The organism is Holdemanella biformis DSM 3989, from assembly GCF_000156655.1.
Taxonomy (GTDB): domain Bacteria; phylum Bacillota_I; class Bacilli_A; order Erysipelotrichales; family Erysipelotrichaceae; genus Holdemanella; species Holdemanella biformis.
In genome coordinates this window covers 339552-357348 of sequence record NZ_DS996842.1, presented here as the reverse complement: position 1 = coordinate 357348, position 17797 = coordinate 339552, and the positions used below count along the sequence as shown (strand labels likewise).

Annotated in this window: 15 protein-coding genes; 10 read left to right on the top strand and 5 right to left on the bottom strand. The window is 35.6% G+C overall.

The features are described from left to right. Positions 1 to 296 precede the first annotated feature (296 nt). Positions 297 to 779 carry a type III toxin-antitoxin system ToxN/AbiQ family toxin gene (locus EUBIFOR_RS06725; RefSeq protein ID WP_003865226.1) on the top strand — a complete coding sequence of 161 codons (483 nt, stop codon included), beginning with the start codon at positions 297 to 299 and terminating at the stop codon, positions 777 to 779. Positions 780 to 1381: 602 nt separating this feature from the next. On the opposite strand, the gene typA is transcribed toward EUBIFOR_RS06725, so the two are convergent. Further along, a complete protein-coding gene (gene typA, locus EUBIFOR_RS06720; RefSeq protein ID WP_003865225.1) occupies positions 1382 to 3211 on the bottom strand; it encodes a translational GTPase TypA in 1830 nt (609 codons plus the stop codon). Positions 3212 to 3320: 109 nt separating this feature from the next. Between typA and EUBIFOR_RS06715 the strand changes: the two genes are divergently transcribed. Both EUBIFOR_RS06715 and EUBIFOR_RS06710 read left to right on the top strand, forming a co-directional pair. Next, on the top strand, positions 3321 to 4064 hold the full coding sequence (locus EUBIFOR_RS06715) for an esterase family protein (protein ID WP_003865224.1): 744 nt from the start codon (positions 3321 to 3323) through the stop codon (positions 4062 to 4064). Beyond that, positions 4061 to 4759 (top strand): Fic family protein, encoded by a 699-nt coding sequence (locus tag EUBIFOR_RS06710; RefSeq protein ID WP_003865223.1) that lies wholly within the window; start codon positions 4061 to 4063, stop codon positions 4757 to 4759. The genes EUBIFOR_RS06715 and EUBIFOR_RS06710 overlap by 4 nt, the downstream gene beginning before the upstream one ends. A gap of 20 nt (positions 4760 to 4779) precedes the next feature. On the opposite strand, the gene EUBIFOR_RS06705 is transcribed toward EUBIFOR_RS06710, so the two are convergent. Genes EUBIFOR_RS06705 through EUBIFOR_RS06695 form a run of 4 tightly spaced genes read right to left on the bottom strand, consistent with a single transcriptional unit; the run spans position 4780 to position 6867 of the window. Next, on the bottom strand, positions 4780 to 5826 hold the full coding sequence (locus EUBIFOR_RS06705; protein WP_315969421.1) for an MATE family efflux transporter: 1047 nt from the start codon (positions 5824 to 5826) through the stop codon (positions 4780 to 4782). 58 nt (positions 5827 to 5884) lie between these two features. Continuing rightward, positions 5885 to 6106 (bottom strand): MATE family efflux transporter, encoded by a 222-nt coding sequence (locus EUBIFOR_RS13435; RefSeq protein ID WP_208853795.1) that lies wholly within the window; start codon positions 6104 to 6106, stop codon positions 5885 to 5887. A gap of 42 nt (positions 6107 to 6148) precedes the next feature. Further along, positions 6149 to 6388, bottom strand: a complete 240-nt coding sequence (locus EUBIFOR_RS06700; protein ID WP_003865220.1) for a NifU family protein — start codon at positions 6386 to 6388, stop codon at positions 6149 to 6151. A 17-nt stretch (positions 6389 to 6405) separates the two neighbouring features. After that, positions 6406 to 6867, bottom strand: coding sequence for a divergent PAP2 family protein (locus EUBIFOR_RS06695; protein WP_003865219.1), 462 nt, complete (start codon positions 6865 to 6867; stop codon positions 6406 to 6408). A gap of 90 nt (positions 6868 to 6957) precedes the next feature. Here EUBIFOR_RS06695 and EUBIFOR_RS06690 point away from each other — a divergent pair, with 90 nt between their 5' ends. From EUBIFOR_RS06690 to EUBIFOR_RS06660, 7 genes are all read left to right on the top strand, one after another. Further along, complete coding sequence (locus tag EUBIFOR_RS06690) at positions 6958 to 8229, top strand: glucose-6-phosphate isomerase (RefSeq protein WP_003865218.1); 1272 nt, start codon at positions 6958 to 6960, stop codon at positions 8227 to 8229. 158 nt (positions 8230 to 8387) lie between these two features. After that, on the top strand, positions 8388 to 11936 hold the full coding sequence (gene nifJ, locus EUBIFOR_RS06685) for a pyruvate:ferredoxin (flavodoxin) oxidoreductase (protein WP_003865217.1): 3549 nt from the start codon (positions 8388 to 8390) through the stop codon (positions 11934 to 11936). Between the two features lie 81 nt (positions 11937 to 12017). Then, positions 12018 to 12968: a P1 family peptidase gene (locus tag EUBIFOR_RS06680; RefSeq protein WP_003865216.1), complete on the top strand. Its 951-nt coding sequence runs from the start codon at positions 12018 to 12020 to the stop codon at positions 12966 to 12968. 41 nt (positions 12969 to 13009) lie between these two features. Continuing rightward, entirely contained in the window at positions 13010 to 13687 is a 678-nt protein-coding gene (locus EUBIFOR_RS12175) for an HAD family hydrolase (protein WP_147587393.1), read from the top strand. A gap of 252 nt (positions 13688 to 13939) precedes the next feature. Next, positions 13940 to 14803: a U32 family peptidase gene (locus EUBIFOR_RS06670; protein WP_003865214.1), complete on the top strand. Its 864-nt coding sequence runs from the start codon at positions 13940 to 13942 to the stop codon at positions 14801 to 14803. After that, positions 14796 to 15998, top strand: coding sequence for a peptidase U32 family protein (locus tag EUBIFOR_RS06665; RefSeq protein ID WP_003865213.1), 1203 nt, complete (start codon positions 14796 to 14798; stop codon positions 15996 to 15998). Before EUBIFOR_RS06670 ends, EUBIFOR_RS06665 begins: the two co-directional genes overlap by 8 nt. A gap of 18 nt (positions 15999 to 16016) precedes the next feature. Then, positions 16017 to 17711, top strand: coding sequence for a proline--tRNA ligase (locus tag EUBIFOR_RS06660; protein WP_003865212.1), 1695 nt, complete (start codon positions 16017 to 16019; stop codon positions 17709 to 17711). Positions 17712 to 17797: the final 86 nt, after the last annotated feature.

The window sequence follows — 17797 nt, the reverse complement described above, 5'->3', positions numbered from 1 at the left end:
ACTTTTAAAGTTTGATTTACTCTTGTCTAATTTTATATATTCAAAGAAAGTTACTAATTATTGGAATGTTGAAATGTAAACAAATTGATTGACTATACAGTAATCTAGGATATAATTTAAGTACAAGGTAGATACCTTAACAGTGGGTGTATCTCAGCCCAAAGTGAGAAATTTATTCAGTGAGCTTCTCTTAGCTCAAAATAAGAAATTTACAAGTGAGCGTTTCGCTGCTCTAAATGCGATCTTAACAAAAGCAGGGCATTTGAAATCCCTGCTATTTTTTTGAGGTAATAGATATGGAAAATATTAAACTTTATACAGTTTCAGATAAATATATTGATTATCTTTCGATATATGCACCACATTTATTTCATAATAAAAAACCCAATCAAATTCATAAAAGGGTATATATAGGAGTCATTTTAAAAGTACATGGAATGGATTATTTTGCTCCTTTATCTTCGTACAAAGAGAAACATAAACAAATGAAAGAAACTTTAGACTTTATTAAAATTAAAAGGTATAGTGTAATAAACCTAAATAATATGTTTCCAGTACAATCTAAAGACTATACTTATTTAGATTTTTCAAAAGAACAAGATTTAAAATACAAATCTTTACTTGAATCTGAATATCGATATATAAAATCTATTCAAGGAAAAATTATTAAAAATGCTTCTCTAGTTTACAAAATAAAAACAAGTGGAAAAATAAACTCTTTAACAAAAAGATGCAATGATTTTAAACTTCTAGAAGAAAAATGTCGATTATATAAGTAATAGATAAAAAGTACCTGAATTATTCATGGAAATATTAAAATTCGTAGAATGTTCCTAACTTAAAGGAAATCTACGAATTTTTCTTATCACCCATTGGCTGAAATCTTCATATAAGAAAAGCTCCTTTACTATATAGGTGATTAAACTAAAAAGAAGGAGTCATTACTATGATATTCGAGAGAGAGATACGTTTTGGAGTTTTTAATTTACGAGATAAGTGTCTTTGAAAAATCGTTCACATTATACTAGTGTCGTATACGTCGTAAGTTTAAGGTGTAAATTTGTGAAAGGATTTATAAGCTTAGAATTACTTGGTATACAACATTTGAAAGTTACAACAAATACGACGCAAGTGTAAGGTGAAACAAGGGTTAAGTGAGATTTTTGTTTGAAATGATTGATTCACAATATGTGGAATGGTTAAGTAGGGCCAATGTGAAGGAAAAAACTTTTGAGATGTGATTCTGATTATGCGAGTATGAAATTCAAAACTTATTCTGGACTAGCATTCACTAATATATACAAAAAGATAAAATGTTTAGTGATTATAAGCATAAAAAAATGAGCATCACTATTTGTGACACTCATTTGAAACCAGTTAATTATTGAGCATTCATCTTTTGACGATATAAGTTACGACGATCTAAAGCTGTTAAACCTTTTTTACGGATACGAATAGCATCTGGTGTAACTTCTACTAATTCATCATCGTTGATCCATTCTAATGCTTCTTCAAGGGAGAAGATTTTTGGTGGAGTTAATAACATGGCTTCATCACGACCACTTGAACGGATGGCTGTTAATTTCTTGTTCTTTAATGGGTTAACATCTAAGTCGATGTTTTTAGAGCTTTGACCAATGATCATACCTTCATAAACTGGTGTTTGTGGAGAAATGAATAATTGACCACGTTCTTGAAGGTTCCATAAAGCGTAAGTCATAGCTTCACCTGTTTCAGTTGAAATCATAGCACCTTCCATACGTTGTGCAATTTCTCCTTTATATGGTTCATAACCACTAATACGACGTACTAATGTACCTTCACCATGTGTATCATTGATAAATTCTGAACGGAAACCTAATAGTCCACGAGTAGGTGCTGTATATACGATTTTAACATATCCATTTTCTTCAGACATGTCTTGCATAACACCCTTACGAAGATTTAATTTGTTGATGATGGTTCCTGAATATTCTTCTGGAGCTAAACATACAACTTCTTCGATTGGCTCGACTTTGTGTCCATTTTCATCTTTGTGTAGGATAACCTCTGGCTTAGAAACAGCTAGTTCATAACCTTCACGACGCATATTTTCAATTAATACGGAAATATGTAATTCACCACGACCACTAACTTTGAAACAATCCGCTGAATCGGTTGGTTCAACCTTTAATCCAACGTTTACTTCTAGTTCTTTTTCAAGTCTTTCTTTTAAGTTACGACTTGTCACATATTTACCACTCTGTCCTGCAAATGGACTTGAGTTAACATGGAAGTTCATAGATAGAGTTGGTTCTTCAATTTCAATATGTTCCATTGGTTCAATGTGATCGGCTGTACAGATTGTATCACCAATACTGATATCTGGCATACCCGCAATAACAACGATATCTCCTGAATGTGCTTCTTGTACGCTTGTTCTAGACAATCCTTTGTATACGAATAATTTAGATAAGCTTTCTTTGGCATTTAATCCAGATTGGTTACAACGAATATATTGTTGTCCTTGTTTTAAAACACCTGAATATAAACGTCCAATTCCTAAACGACCAATGTATTCATCGTATGCCAAGGCAGATACTTGCATTTGAAGAGGTTCTTCATCCATATCTGGATATACATCACAATGTTTTAAGATTGTATCGAATAATGGATCGATGTTGTCGCTTGGAGTTTTAAGGTCGTATTGAACACGTCCTTCTCTAGCTACACCATAAAGGATAGGGAAGTCTAATTGTTCGTCGTTCGCATTTAAGTCTAAGAATAATTCATAAACTTCATCGACAACTTCTTCAGCTCTTTGGTCTTTCTTATCAATCTTGTTGATCAATAGAATTGGTTTTAAACCAATTTCCAAAGCTTTTGATAATACGAAACGAGTTTGAGGCATTGGACCTTCACTTGCATCGACTAATAAGATAACTGTATCTACGGTACGGATAATACGTTCAACTTCACTTGAGAAGTCGGCGTGGCCTGGCGTATCTACAATATTAATTTTTACACCGTTATGAATAACGGAACAGTTTTTAGAATAAATCGTAATTCCACGTTCACGTTCTAGATCGTTTGAGTCCATGATACAGTTAACAACTTCTTCGTTGTCACGGAATACATCACTTTGTCTTAAAAACGCATCGACTAACGTACTTTTACCGGCATCAACGTGGGCGATAACGGCAATGTTAAGAATTTTTTCTTTATTGGACATACTGTCACTCACTTTCCTGTCAAAAACAGTACAATTATAAAGCAAGAAACCTTAAAACTCAATAAAATGTGCTATAATAAAACAAAAATTTTATGAAAGGGGTAACACCATGCAAGTACAATATATAAAAGAGTATTCAAATTGTTTGGATCGTGAAATGGAATATAAAATCTATGGTCAAGGTGGTAAATTATGTCTGGCCATTCCAAGTCAAAATGGACGTTTTTTTGAATGGGAAGATCGTGGCATGATTCATGAAGTTTCCAAATGGATCGAAGCCAATCAATTAACGATTATTACATGTGATACTTTGGATTTAGAAACATGGTCTTATCCTTATAATACAAAGGTGCGTATGTTGAAACATGAACTTTGGTTTGAATATATCCTTTCGGAATTGATTCCTAGTGTACAAGAGAAAATGAATAACTATGATAAATGGATGGTGACTGGAGCAAGTCTAGGGGCAACGCATGCCGCAAATTTGATCTTTCGGTTTCCTAAACAATTCGATACCTTATTAGCCCTATCTGGTATTTATGATACAGAATTATTCTATGGAGATTATCATGATGAAAATACATACCATAATAATCCATGTGCCTACATGAAAAATATGTCTTTAGACCATCCATATATGGAATTGTATAAACAATCCAAATTGATCTTTTGTGTAGGACAAGGCAATTGGGAACAAGAATGTGTTGGATCTTTAAGACAATTTAGCACCATCCTTTATGATCAACAAATCGAGGCTTGGTGTGATTTCTGGGGCTATGATGTGTATCATGACTGGCCTTGGTGGAAGGTACAACTACAGTATTTTATGGAACAAATATTAAAGGAAGTATGACAAAAATTAAAAATGAATTGATTTCACATACGGATTTGTATGTGTGGACACAAATTAACTTTGCGTATCATTCCAACAAAATAGAGGGTTCTCATTTATCTAAGAATCAAACAAAACAAATATTTGAAGCGAATGATTTAACAATGGATTTGGATGATGCATTAGAAGCACGAAATCATTTTCGGTTGTTTGATTATATGTTGAAGACAGTGGATGAACCATTATCAAAAGAAATGATGATTCAAATGAATATGATTTTGAAAAGGGGTACGTCTTATGAGGATAATCCAGCATATAATGTAGGTGGTTTTAAAGTAAGGGAAAATGGGATTGGAATGATAAATTCTTTTAAAACGACAAAACCAGCGGATGTTGAAACGGAATTAGATGCTTTGTTAGAAAAGTTTCAAAATAAAGGGGTTCTATCATTTGAAGATATTGTAGAATTTCATGTTTGTTTTGAAAGAATACATCCGTTTGGAGATGGAAATGGACGTACTGGACGAATGATTATGTTTAAACAATGTCTACAGAATAGTCATATTCCATTTGTACTATTAGATCGTGATCGGGCGTTTTATCTGCGAGGCTTAAAAGAATGGGATTTTGAAAGAAATTATTTAATGGATACTCTTTTAACACAACAAGATATTTATGCATCTGTCTGTGAACAATTAGATTTTAAAAAGGAGTAGCGTGTATTACTCCTTTTGTATTAGATGACCTTATGTTCGAGCCACTTATTTGATTTAAAACGAGCTAAGAATATGAATGAGCGAATTGTCCAATCGGCACCCATACCAATCCATACAGCTAAAGGTCCCATGTGGAATGTATGAACTAAAAAGATGGTGACTACAACTCTGCAGATCCACATGGGTAGAGTGGATGTGATCATACTAAATTTTACATCGCCAGCGGCTTTTGAGCCGTAGGATGGAAGGAAGTATGGGGTCCAGAAAATCATCTTATAAGTGAAAACAATGCGTGTTAGCCAAATGGCTAGTTTAGCGCTTTCTGCTTCCATTCCAGCAAGGCTTGTGATTTGTTTAATTGGAAAGAGAATCGTTGCACAACATATAAAGCAGGCTATCCATGCACATTTTGTGAGTAAAATTGTATAGTGTCTAGCTTGTTCGTATTCTTTTGCACCTACACATTTTCCTACGATGCTCATCATACCAAGTCCAATACCGATGCTTGCTTGACAGGCAAAACTTTCAAGCATGGCCACCATAGCTTGTGCGGCAATAGCCGTTGTTCCCATTGTAGATACAGTGGATTGAATGACGAGTTTTCCAAATTGAAACGTCCCGTTTTCAATGCCGGTTGGAATTCCAATTTTTAGGATTTGTTGAATGCCTTGAAATTTAGGGCGAATACAGAGGTAGGAATCAATATATAAATCTTGTTTGGGCTGTTTTAAAAGAATTAGGATAATGGCAGCATTGATGATTCTAGAAAGAAGTGTAGACAAGGCAGCTCCAGCTACACCTAAATTTAGGGTAAAGATGAAAAAGATATTTCCAAGTATATTTAGAATGTTAGAGCCAAACGCAATGGCCATGGGAAATCTTAAATTTTGACTTGTTCGAAAGCTTGCGGCACCTGCATTATAGAGTGCAATGAAGGGGTAGGATAGTGCTGTGATGAATAGATAGGTTAAAGAATTGTCCATCACACTTTTTTCTACGGATCCAAAGATTAGGCTTAATAGTGGTCTTCTAAATAGAATGCAGGGTAGTGTAATCAGAATAGAAATAAGAGTTATAGAAAAAAATCAATTGTTTCAAGGCTTGGTTGGCCTTTTCTTTTTGGTTTTATCCTAAGTATTGGGCGCAGATGATGGCGCCTCCAGTTGCCATGGCGGCAAATATATTGATGATCAAAATATTTAATGAATCGACAAGGGAAACAGCAAAAATGGCGGCCGAACCTATGTTGGTAACCATAATGGTGTCAACAGATCCCATTAATGCGGTTAAAACTTGTTCGAACATCAACGGAATTAATAATCTTTTTAATTGTTCTTTGGTGTACATAATCAAAACTCCTTAAAAAATAAAAAGATATCTTTCGATATCTTAACCTACAAGGACTACATCACGGATGTTTGGTACTTCTTCAAGTAATAATTCTTTGATTCCACTTGAGAAATCTTCAGAGGCCATCATGCATCCTTGGCATGCACCTTTGAAAGATACATAAACAACATTGAATTCATCAACTCCTAATAGTTCAATGTCGCCTCCGTCATGTTGGATATATGGACGAATCTTATCCAAACAATCATTAACGGCTTTACTATCTACTACAGTATCCATAAAATAACACTCCTAACTTATAAAAATAGTGGACATAAAATCAATGGGACAATAAGTCCTACCACAAATCCTCCAATGACTTCGACAAATTTATGACCAAGAACATTTTTTAATTTTTCTTGATAGATTGGATCATCAAAACGAAGTCCTGTCATTTCACGTAAATCTTTGACTAATTGTTGCGTTAATTCAATGTTTTTACCTGAATAATAGCGGACATGACATGCATCATACATGACAATAAAGGAAAAGATAGTGGTTACGGCAAATATGGCTGAATCAAAGCCTTCCTGAATTCCTATGGAAAGGGAAAGGGCCGTTACGGTTGATGAGTGACTGCTTGGAAAGCCGCCACTTGCGATGACCCAGTGTAAGTCCCATTTGCCAGTTCTATAATAATATACGACCGTTTTTCCGACTTGTGCAAGTACATTGCTCAAAAGAGCTGTGACTAGCGGATATAAGGACGATGGTATCATAAACTCACACTCCTAACAAAAATCATTATATCACACATTGTTAATTCGTGGTATAATCATCCTTAGGATAGCTATGGAGGGAAAATAAATATGATTACGTTAGATTTAAATCATGCTTTCTTAAAAGAAGATGTAAAGGCTTATCAAGATCAAGTTCGCGCAATTGATGAAGCTTTACAAAATGGCACATGCAAGGGTAACGACTTTATCGGTTGGCTAAACTGGGCTAACAATTATGATAAAGAAGAATTTAGTCGCATTAAAGAGGTTGCCGCAAAAGTACGTGAAAACACAGAAGTATTCGTTGTATGTGGTATTGGAGGATCTTATTTAGGTGCTCGTGCTGCCATTGAAATGATGAATGGTTTATATGGTGATAAGAAGCCTGAAATTATTTATATGGGAAACACTTTCTCATCTACTTATATTTCACAAGTTATGAACTATATTAAAGATAAGGAAGTTACTGTCAATGTTATTTCTAAATCTGGAACTACAACTGAAACAGCATTGGCTTTCCGTATCTTGAAACAATTCATGGAAGAAAAATATGGTGAAGATGCGAAAAATCGTATTATTGCCACTACAGACAAGGCTAGAGGAACATTGAAAGCTTTAGCGGATAAAGAAGGATATGAAACATTTGTAATTCCTGATGATATTGGTGGTCGTTTCTCAGTAATTACACCAGTTGGATTATTGCCAATTGCAGTAGCTGGAATCGATATCGATGCTTTGATGAAAGGTTTACATGATGGTATGGGTGAATATGGAGATGCAGATCTTGAAAAGAATGCAGCTTACCGTTATGCAGTAGCTCGTCGTATTCTTCAAAATCAAGGATATGATGTTGAATTATTAGTAAACTATGAACCTCAAATGCAGATGGTTGCAGAATGGTGGAAACAATTGTTTGGTGAAAGTGAAGGAAAAGATGGAAAGGGTATTTTACCGGATTCAGTATGCTTCTCAACAGACTTACACTCTTTAGGACAATTTGTTCAGGAAGGTAAGAAAGTATTGTTTGAAACAAACTTGTATGTTGAAACACCAATGATTGACTTAACATTCCCTAATGATGAAGCAAACGAAGATGGAATGAACTACTTAGCTGGTAAGAGTGTTGACTGGGCTAATAAAATGGCTGCCAAAGGAACATTACAAGCACATGAAGAAACTGGTGGAGTTCCAAATATCTTATTAACTATGCCAGGTATGACTTCTTATGACTTTGGTAATATGTGTATGTTCTTCTTCAAGGCCATCGCAATGACAACTTTGATGAATGATTCAAACCCATTCAATCAGCCTGGTGTTGAAGTTTATAAAAAGAACATGTTCAAATTATTAGGTAAAGAATAATAATGAAAATAGAGATGTAAGCAAGTGTTTACGTCTCTTTTTTATACGCTTACAAATTAGATAAGGCTAACCCCTACAGTGAATTTTACCTTTAAAATTTGACATGAAGCTCGTATAATAAACTATGGTATTGAATATCTATAAAGGAGGAAATATTAATGCCTAGAGCAAAACAGTCTATGGATGGAAATACGGCTGCGGCTCACGTTGCGTATGCTTTTACAGACGTTGCTGCAATTTATCCTATTACTCCATCTAGTCCTATGGCAGACTCTATTGACCAATGGTCTGCAGCTGGACAAAAAAATATTTTTGGAAATCAAGTAGTTGTAAGTGAATTACAATCAGAAGCAGGTGCTGCTGGTGCAGTTCATGGATCATTAGCTGCTGGTGCATTGACTAATACTTTCACTGCATCTCAAGGTTTATTATTGATGATTCCAAACATGTACAAGATTGCTGCTGAACAATTGCCTTGTGTATTCGATGTTTCTGCACGTACAGTTGCAACTCATGCATTGAACATCTTTGGTGATCACTCAGACGTATATGCTTGTCGTCAAACAGGTTTCGCTATGTTATGTGAAACTAACCCACAAGAAGTTATGGACTTATCTCCAGTAGCTCACTTAGCTGCTTTAGAAGGTAAAGTACCATTCATTAACTTCTTTGATGGATTCCGTACTTCTCACGAAATTCAAAAAATCGAAAAATGGGACTATGAAGATTTAAAAGAAATGTGTCCAATGGAAGCTGTTGAGGAATTCCGTAAACACGCTTTAAATCCAGAACGTCCAACTATGCGTGGTTCTCACGAAAATGGAGATATCTTCTTCCAACACCGTGAAGCATGTAACACTGCATATGATGAATTACCTGCTGTAGTTGAAAAATACATGGGTAAAATCAATGAAAAATTAGGAACAAACTATGACTTGTTCAACTACTATGGAGATCCTGAAGCTGATCGTGTAATCATCGCTATGGGTTCTATCAATGACGTTGCTGAAGAAGTTATCGACTACTTAACTGCAAAAGGAGAAAAAGTTGGTTTAGTTAAGGTTCGTTTATATCGTCCTTGGTCAAGCAAACACTTATTAAAAGTTCTTCCTAAGACAGCTAAGAAAGTTGCAGTACTTGACCGTACTAAAGAACCAGGTGCTCTAGCAGACCCATTATACTTAGATGTAGCTACAACACTTCGTGAAGCAGGATTAAATGACATCACTCTTTGCGGTGGACGTTATGGTTTAGGATCTAAGGATACTCCACCTTCAAGTGTATTCGCTGTTTACACAGAATTGTTAAAAGACGAACCAAAATCTCGTTTTACAATCGGTATCGTGGATGACGTTACAAACTTATCATTGCCAGAAGTTAAACCAGCTCCTAACACTTCAACTCCAGGAACTGTTGAATGTAAATTCTGGGGTCTAGGAGGAGATGGTACTGTAGGTGCTAACAAGAACTCTACTAAGATCATCGGTGACCACACTGACAAATACATTCAGGCTTACTTCCAATATGACTCTAAGAAAACAGGTGGTATCACAATTTCTCACTTGCGTTTTGGAGACAAGCCAATCCGTAGCCCATACTACATTAACCAAGCTGACTTTGTAGCTTGTCACAACCCTTCATATGTAGTAAATGGATACAAGATGGTTCAAGACGTTAAACCTGGTGGTGTATTCATGATCAACTGCCAATGGTCAGACGAAGAATTAGACAAACACATGCCTGCTGAATCTAAAAAATATATCGCAGACAACAATATCCAATTGTACACAATCAATGCCATCGATAAAGCTATCGAAATCGGTATGGGTAAACGTACAAACACAATCTTACAATCAGCATTCTTCAAATTAGCTAACATTATGCCAATTGAAGAAGCAGTAGATTACATGAAAGCAGCTGCTAAGAAATCTTACTCTAAGAAGGGTGATGCAGTTGTAGAAATGAACTACAAAGCTATCGATGCTGGTGTAGGTGCAACTCACAAAGTTGAAATCCCTGCATCTTGGTCTAACCCAGAAGCTGATGCACCAAGACCTGAATTATCAGGACGTCCTGCAACAGTTAAGATGGTTAAAGACATCATGGAACCAGTTAACAAAATGGATGGAGATTCATTACCTGTATCTGCATTCGTTGGTAACATCGATGGTCAATGGGAAACTGGTGCTAGTGCTTACGAAAAACGTGGTACAGCTGTTACAGTTCCTGAATGGGATGCTGAAAAATGTATTCAATGTAACCAATGTGCATTCGTATGTTCTCACGCTACTATTCGTCCATTCTTATTGAGCGAAGAAGAAGTAAAGGCTGCTCCTGCACAAATCAAATTAGCTGATGTTAAACCAAAAGCTACAGAATTCAAATATACAATGAGCGTATCTCCATTAGATTGTATGGGATGTGGTGAATGTATCACTGTATGTCCAACGCAAGCTATTAAGATGGTACCTCAAGAATCTCAAGCTGAACAACAACCAGTATTCGATTACTTAGTAGCTAACGTTTCTAAGAAAGATTCTGGATTCGCTGATGATACTGTTAAGGGTTCTCAATACAACCAACCATTGTTAGAGTTCTCAGGATCATGTGCTGGATGTGCTGAAACATCATATGCTCGTTTAATTACTCAATTATTCGGTGAACACATGTATGTATCAAATGCGACTGGATGTTCTTCAATCTGGGGTGGTCCAGCATCTGTATCTCCATATACAGTAAACAAAGATAGCTTACAAGGACCAGCATGGGCTAACTCATTGTTCGAAGACAATGCTGAACACGGATTCGGTATGCAATTAGGACAAAAAGTATTACGTGAACAAGCTATCGAAAAATTAGGTGCTATGAACGAAAGCGAAAAAGCAACTCCTGAATTCAAGGCTGCATTCGAAAAATTCATGGAAACTAAAGAAAATACTCGTACTAACACTGAAGCAACAAAAGCATTATTAGTTGAAGTAGAAAAAGCTGCTGAAGCTGGATGTGAAGATGCTAAAGCTGTATTAGACAAGAAAGAATACTTAGCTAAGAAATCTGTTTGGATCTTTGGTGGAGACGGATGGGCTTATGATATCGGATTCGGTGGATTAGACCACGTTCTTGCATCAGGTGAAAACGTAAACGTTATGGTATTCGATACAGAAATGTATTCAAATACTGGTGGACAGGCTTCTAAAGCTTCTAACATCGGTGAAGTTTGTCAGTTCGCTGCAGCTGGTAAAGAAATGAAGAAAAAATCTTTAGCAGAAATCGCAATGAGCTACGGATACGTTTATGTAGCACAAATCGCTCTTGGAGCTAACCCTGCACAAGCAGTTAAATGTATTGCTGAAGCAGAAGCTTATCCAGGACCATCTTTAATCATCGGTTATGCACCATGTGAATTACACGGTATTGCTAAGGGTGGAATGAACCACTGTCAAGATGAAATGAAGAAAGCCGTTAAATCTGGATACTGGAACTTATTCTCATTTGATCCAGCTAAGAAAGAAGCAGGAAAGAACCCATTCACATTAACTTCTAAAGAAGGAGATGGAACTTACCAAGACTTCTTACACAACGAATCTCGTTACACTCGTTTAGTGAAACCATTCCCTGAAAGAGCCGAAAAATTATTTGCTAAATCAGAAGAAGTAGCTAAAGAACGTTACGAACACTTACAACGTTTAGTAGAACTTTACAAGTAAGATAATAAATGAAGAAGCTGATTGATTTCGGCTTCTTTTTTTGTGGAATTTCACTATAATGGTTTTAAGAGGTGTTTAATTATGGAAAAAGGAAAATTAAATCGGATTACAGATGTAGAATGTGTACTTGTAGGACATAAGACAATTAGTTCAGGAACGCATCAAACAGGTGTGACATTTATTCGTACGGCAGAAGATGTATTTCATCAAAAGTTGGCTTGTGGTTGTAGCATTCTAAATGGTTTTGGCAAGACGACAGGCTTACCACAAATTATGGAGCTAGGAACACTAGAAAGCTATATTTGTTTGACAAACACTTTAAATGTGGGGGTTGTTCAACAAGCCTTAGTGGATATCATGGTTAAAGAAAATGAAGATTTAACAAGTGTAAACGTTGTCGTTGGAGAATGTAACGATGGATATCTAAATTCGATTCGTGATTGTGTTGTTACAAAAGAAGATGTTTATGATGCATATAGGGATTGTAAAAAAGAGTTTGAACTTGGCAGTGTTGGAGCAGGTCGAGGCATGTCTTGTTTTGAAATGTCAGGTGGTATTGGATCAAGTTCAAGAGTCTTTGAGATTGATGGAAATACATATACTCTAGGTGTACTTGTACTCTCTAATTTTGGTTTAAGAGAACAATATTTGTTAGATAAAGTAGAGGGGAATCAATTGCCTTTAGAACAAGAAAAAGGTTCGATTATGATGATTATTGCGACGGATGCTCCATTAAGTGATCGTCAGCTTCATAGAGTTTGTAACAGAATGCCAGTCGGTTTAGCTTTAACAGGATCGCATATGGGCAATGGTTCTGGTGATATTGCGATTGCGTTTAGTACAGCTAATCGTTTTGGATCTGAAGAAATCCATACTTTAAAACAAATCAATGACAACAAGATCAATGTTGTGTTTGATGCAGCCATTGAATCTTGTAAAGAAGCTGTGCATGTATCTTTGATTGAAAATGAAGAGGTAATTGGACAGTCGGGTCATGTTCGTAAGTGTTTAAATCAAGTGAAGATTCAGTAGTGAAATCTTCACTTTTATGTTATATTTCTTTCGGTGATTATATGAAAAAATTAATGTTTGATTGTGATGATACACTTTATGATTTATCTTGGCCATTTCGCAAATGCATGGAAGAATTTCTTCCCAATGTAGATGTGGATATGAATCAATTTTATGCGGATTATCGTAAGTTTGGAGACAGGATCTTTGACAAACTTCAACAAGGAAAGATTACGATTGATGAATCTGGTGTTTATCGTATCGAAAAAGCTTGTGAAAAGTATGGTATTGAATTTTCTCATTCAAAAGCTGTAGAGTTTCAGTCTCGCTATAAATATTATCAGCATCATATTGAAATGGATGCACCATTGATTGATTATTTCACGAATTGTGAAGATGAACTTGCGATTTTGACAAATGGAGAGGATGCGCATCAAAGAATGAAATTAGAAGTACTTCATGTCTTTGATTATTTTAAAGCCTCTCATGTCTTCACAAGTGGACAGTTGGGTGTCGCAAAACCGGATGTGAATGCCTTTAAAAAATGTATGGAAGCGATGCAGGAAGATATTACAGAATGGTATTATGTGGGGGATAACTACATCAATGATATGCAGGGTGCTAAAAGTGCAGGCATGAAGACGATTCATTTTAATCGTCATCATCAAGTAAGTGGTCCTTTGGCAGATTATGTCGTATATTCGGCTGAAGAATTGGTTGAATTCATTAAAAAAGACTAGATTGAACTAGCCTTGTTAAGAATGTCGTAATGGCATTCTTTTTTTCTACGATTCTTCCTCACCAATGATTTCATCCGACCATATTTCTTCTTGCTCTGTGGGTTCATTGTAATCTTCAAATCTCTCATTAAGTGTTTGTTTGTTCATATTTAAAGTATATATGAAATTAAGTCCGATTTAAATAGGAGGTTAAGTAGGCATAAAATCACATTTGTGGTAAAATAAATCTGTATGTTTTAATAAGGAGTAATTATGTTTATAACAACAATTCATTCTATTGATTCATTAGAAAAATTAAAAAGGGCGAAGGCCGATGCCGTAATCATTGGTGTTGAACATTATTCCATTCGTTCGTGTATTACGGTAAAAAAAGAGGATTTACAGCTTTGGAAGAAGAAGTGTAAAAAGCTTGGCCTAAAATTATATATCAACTTCTTAAGATTATGTATGGATGAAGATTTATCGGGTGTTCGTGAATACTTTTCTATTTTTAAAGAATTAGATGTGGATGGTATTTATTATGCGGATGAAGGTCTATATTATGAAGCAAAACAATTGGGGATTGAATCCAAATTGATTTATCAACCGGAGACATTGGTAGCTTCAAGCGCAGATGTTGATTTCTATATGTCTTTGGGGATTCAATCTGTATCTTTAGCACATGAGTTAAGTCTTGAAGAAGTAGTAAGTATTGGTACTCATAATCCGGATATAGAAATTTTAGTGCATGGCTATTTCTCAATTCTTTACTCAAGAAGACCTTTGGTCACTAACTATTTAGAAGCAGTGAATAAACCGGTATGTTCATTACCATGTCATTATGATTTGATTGAACAAACTAGACAAGAGCGTATGCCAATTGTACAAGATGAAACGGGTACGCATATCTTTAGTGAAATGCCAATCAATTCATTACAGGAAATGTGGGATTTTACCGATGTAGGAATGCATCGATTCCGCATTGATTCTTTGTTCTTTGATGATGATTGGACGGTTGAAATCTTGGATTTATATGATTTGGCTTTACAAGGTATCAAAATTACGGATGATGAATCAAGTAATCGTTGGTATTTAGAAGAAACAATTAAGAAAAAGGAGGAGCAAGTAAATGAATAAAATTGAATTATTAGCTCCTGCTGGAAATTTAGAAAAAGCAAAGATTGCAATTTTATATGGGGCAGATGCCGTATACATTGGTGGTAAACAGTTTAGTTTGCGTTCTCGTGCTAGTAATTTTTCCATTGATGAGATCGCAGAATTAGTCAAATTTGCGAATGCACATAATAGTCATGTGCATGTAACTGTAAATATGCTTCCACATGAATCGGATCTTGATGGTATTGAAGAGTATTTAAAAACGTTGGATTTGATTGGTGTGCATGCGATTATTGTGGCAAGTCCATCCATTATGATGTTGGCTAAAAAGCTTGGTTGCAAGTTTGAAGTGCATGTATCTACGCAGCATTCTTCTACAAATTCAAGTGCTGTAAGATTTTGGAAAGAAAAGGGCATGGACCGTGTTGTTCTTGCTAGAGAATGTCAAATGGAGGATATTCGTTCGATTTGCGAAGAGAATATTCTTCCTATTGAAGTCTTTATTCATGGAGGTATGTGTATTTCTTTTTCAGGACGATGTGTATTGAGTAATCATATGACGCTTCGTGATGCAAACCGTGGTGGATGTGCACAAAGTTGTCGTTGGAAATATCATTTAATGGATGGTGATACGGAACTTAGTGATCCAACGAATTTATTTTCTATGTCTTCAAAGGATTTGCAGGCAGTGGATTATATTGAGGATTTCATCCATATGGGTGTAGCGTCTTTGAAAATTGAAGGACGTATGAAAAGTGCTTATTATTTAGCTACGGTTGTTTCTAGCTATCGTATGTTGATTGATTATATTTATGAGCATGGGCATGCAGATGAAAAAATCATTGAGCGTGTAAAAAAGGAAATCGCAAAGGCAGAAAATCGACCGACAGGGCCGGGCTTCTATAATGGGCTTCCTGGATATAAGGTGCAGTTGTATCAAGATCATGATGAAACGGTAACACAGGAATATGTAGCCATTGTGCTAGATTATGACAAGGAAAGTCAGTTGGCAACTTTACAGGTGAAGAATCATTTTATGCCAAATCAAGATTTAGAAATATTTGGTCCTCACATTCCAAGTACGATCGTACATGTTTCAGATGTATATGATAGTGATAAGAATGTATTAGAGGCTTGTAATAAGCCGATGCAGATCGTATATACGAAGTGGTCTGGGCCTATTGAAGTCGATGCAATGATTCGTAAGATTAGATAGTGGAAGAGGTAAGAAAAGATGAAATTAAGTCAGAGTTTCTTTTATACATTAAGAGAAAATGCGAAAGATGAAGATAGCGTATCAAGTAATTTATTGGTGCGTGCTGGAATGATCAAGAAATGTTCAAATGGAATTTATATGATCATGCCTATGGGAAAGAAGGTTCTTTCTAAAGTTGAAAACATTATTCGTGAAGAAATGGATGCGAAAGATGCGCAAGAGTTATTGATGCCTGCATTGATTCCGGAAGATGTATATGTACAATCGGGTCGTCGTGAAGCATTTGGCTCAAATATGTTTTCATTGAGTGATCGTTATAATAAGCGTTATGTGTTAGGTCCTACTCATGAAGAATTGTTTGCGGTCGCAAGTAGTATGGATGGAAAATCTTATAAGGATTTCCCATATAACTTATATCAGATTCAAACGAAATATCGTGATGAAACTCGTCCTCGTTATGGGTTGATTCGTGTTCGTGAATTTATCATGAAGGATGCGTATACATTTGATGTAGATGAAGCTGGATTGGATGTAGCATATAATAAAATGTACGATGCATATTGCCGTATTATGGATCGTTTAGGATTGGAATATAAAATCGTTAAAGCGGATACGGGAGCTATGGGTGGTTTATTATCGGAAGAATATCAGGCTCTATCAAGTATTGGTGAAGATGTTGTTGTTGGCTGTGTTGGTTGTGACTATTCGAGCAACTTAGAAATCACAGAAGTTGTAGATACTATGCAAGATTCAACAGAAGAAGAACTTTCAATGGAAGTTGTGGATACGCCAAACGCAAAAACAATTGAAGAAGTGGCTGCTTTCTTTGGTAAGAAGGAAAGTGATTTTGTCAAAACATTACTTTATAACGTAGATGGAAAAGTGATCGCATTCTGTATTCCTGGTGATCGTGAATTGAATGAGACAAAGGCATTGAAATTATTGGGTGCTAACGAAATGGAAATGGCTAGCTTTGAACAAGTAGAACAAGTTACACATGCTCGTGTTGGTTTTGCAGGTCCAGTCGGTATTGATTGTCCAGTTTATATGGATCGTCAAATCAAGCATATGAAAAACTTCATTGTAGGGGCAAACCAATCAGATCGTCACATTAAGAATGTTAACTGTAAAGATTTTACGCCTGTTGAAGTGGCAGATCTTTGTCAGGTAAAAGAAGGGGATATTTGTCCTAAGTGTGGCAAGAAATTAACTTTCCAACACGGTATTGAAGTGGGTAACTTATTTAAATTGGGTACTAAATATTCGAAGAGTATGAATCTTTACTATACAGATGCCAATAACCAATTACAGCCAGTATGGATGGGAAGTTATGGTATTGGTCTAGAAAGATGTATGGCTGCCGTTGCAGATCAGCATCATGATGATTTTGGTATTAAATGGCCAGTGGAAATTGCACCATTTAGACTTGCGATTGTTCCAGTATCTTTAAAGGATGAAGAACAAGTTAAGATTGCCAATGATCTATATGAATATTGTAAAGAACATAAGTTCGATGTAATTTTAGATGATCGTAATGAGCGTCCAGGTGTTAAATTCAAAGATATGGAATTGATTGGTATTCCTTATCGTATTACGGTAGGTCGTGGTGTCAAAGAAGGAAAATTAGAGTGGACAGATCGTTATACAGGTGAAAAGAGTGAAATTGCGATTGAGGATGTTTATTCTGAAATCGAAAAAGTTTTCGCCATGTAAACGCTTGTACTTGAGATATAAACAAAAAATTTAGTTTCACATTTACTTTCATAAGGTTTTCATGTATATTAGTCATAGTTAAAGGA

Coding starts and splice junctions, on each gene's coding strand:
- EUBIFOR_RS06680 (WP_003865216.1), top strand. CDS start 12,018: ATGGAAAAAGGAAAATTAAATCGGATTACAGATGTAGAATGTGTACTT.
- EUBIFOR_RS06690 (WP_003865218.1), top strand. CDS start 6,958: ATGATTACGTTAGATTTAAATCATGCTTTCTTAAAAGAAGATGTAAAG.
- EUBIFOR_RS06695 (WP_003865219.1), bottom strand. CDS start 6,867: ATGATACCATCGTCCTTATATCCGCTAGTCACAGCTCTTTTGAGCAAT.
- EUBIFOR_RS06725 (WP_003865226.1), top strand. CDS start 297: ATGGAAAATATTAAACTTTATACAGTTTCAGATAAATATATTGATTAT.
- EUBIFOR_RS06660 (WP_003865212.1), top strand. CDS start 16,017: ATGAAATTAAGTCAGAGTTTCTTTTATACATTAAGAGAAAATGCGAAA.
- EUBIFOR_RS06665 (WP_003865213.1), top strand. CDS start 14,796: ATGAATAAAATTGAATTATTAGCTCCTGCTGGAAATTTAGAAAAAGCA.
- typA (WP_003865225.1), bottom strand. CDS start 3,211: ATGTCCAATAAAGAAAAAATTCTTAACATTGCCGTTATCGCCCACGTT.
- EUBIFOR_RS06710 (WP_003865223.1), top strand. CDS start 4,061: ATGACAAAAATTAAAAATGAATTGATTTCACATACGGATTTGTATGTG.
- EUBIFOR_RS06715 (WP_003865224.1), top strand. CDS start 3,321: ATGCAAGTACAATATATAAAAGAGTATTCAAATTGTTTGGATCGTGAA.
- EUBIFOR_RS12175 (WP_147587393.1), top strand. CDS start 13,010: ATGAAAAAATTAATGTTTGATTGTGATGATACACTTTATGATTTATCT.
- EUBIFOR_RS13435 (WP_208853795.1), bottom strand. CDS start 6,106: ATGTACACCAAAGAACAATTAAAAAGATTATTAATTCCGTTGATGTTC.
- EUBIFOR_RS06700 (WP_003865220.1), bottom strand. CDS start 6,388: ATGGATACTGTAGTAGATAGTAAAGCCGTTAATGATTGTTTGGATAAG.
- EUBIFOR_RS06670 (WP_003865214.1), top strand. CDS start 13,940: ATGTTTATAACAACAATTCATTCTATTGATTCATTAGAAAAATTAAAA.
- nifJ (WP_003865217.1), top strand. CDS start 8,388: ATGCCTAGAGCAAAACAGTCTATGGATGGAAATACGGCTGCGGCTCAC.